Here is a 465-nt window from a genome sequence, read left to right on the forward strand (position 1 = left end):
GAGCACGGGACGACGATCGCCGTCAACGGCCGCACCGAACACGATGCGACCGGTTCGGGCTTGCCGTGGTCCGCAGCGGAGCTGGTCGGGTTCGTCGAGCGCCACTTCGCCTGACCGCCAGCGGCCCGCCGCACCCGACCGCAGACGAGGCGGCATAGGGTCCGGGCATGGGTTACGACGCCGCCGCTGCGATCCGCTTCGTCGATGAGGCGTGGGAGGCGTCCGTCGTGCCGACGCTCCACGACTACATCGCCATCCCGGCGGAGTCGCCGGCGTTCGACGCCGACTGGGCCACCAACGGGCACCTCGCCGCCGCCACGGAGCTGTTGCGGTCGTGGGCCGCCTCCCGATCGCTCGCCGACGCCACCGTCGAGGTGGTGCAGCTCCCCGACCTCACCCCGGTGATCCTGATCGACGTCCCGGCCCATGGCGACGGGATCACCGCGCCGGCCGACGACGTCGTCG

General features: G+C 72.7%; 1 pseudogene. It reads left to right on the forward strand.

Annotation, left to right across the window (positions count from 1 at the left end):
* Window positions 1–167: 167 nt before the first annotated feature.
* Window positions 168–465: pseudogene (locus I6F37_RS39115) on the forward strand (hypothetical protein); the annotation flags it as partial.

Source organism: Bradyrhizobium sp. NBAIM08 (genome assembly GCF_020193935.1).
Classification (GTDB): Bacteria; Pseudomonadota; Alphaproteobacteria; order Rhizobiales; family Xanthobacteraceae; genus Bradyrhizobium; species Bradyrhizobium yuanmingense.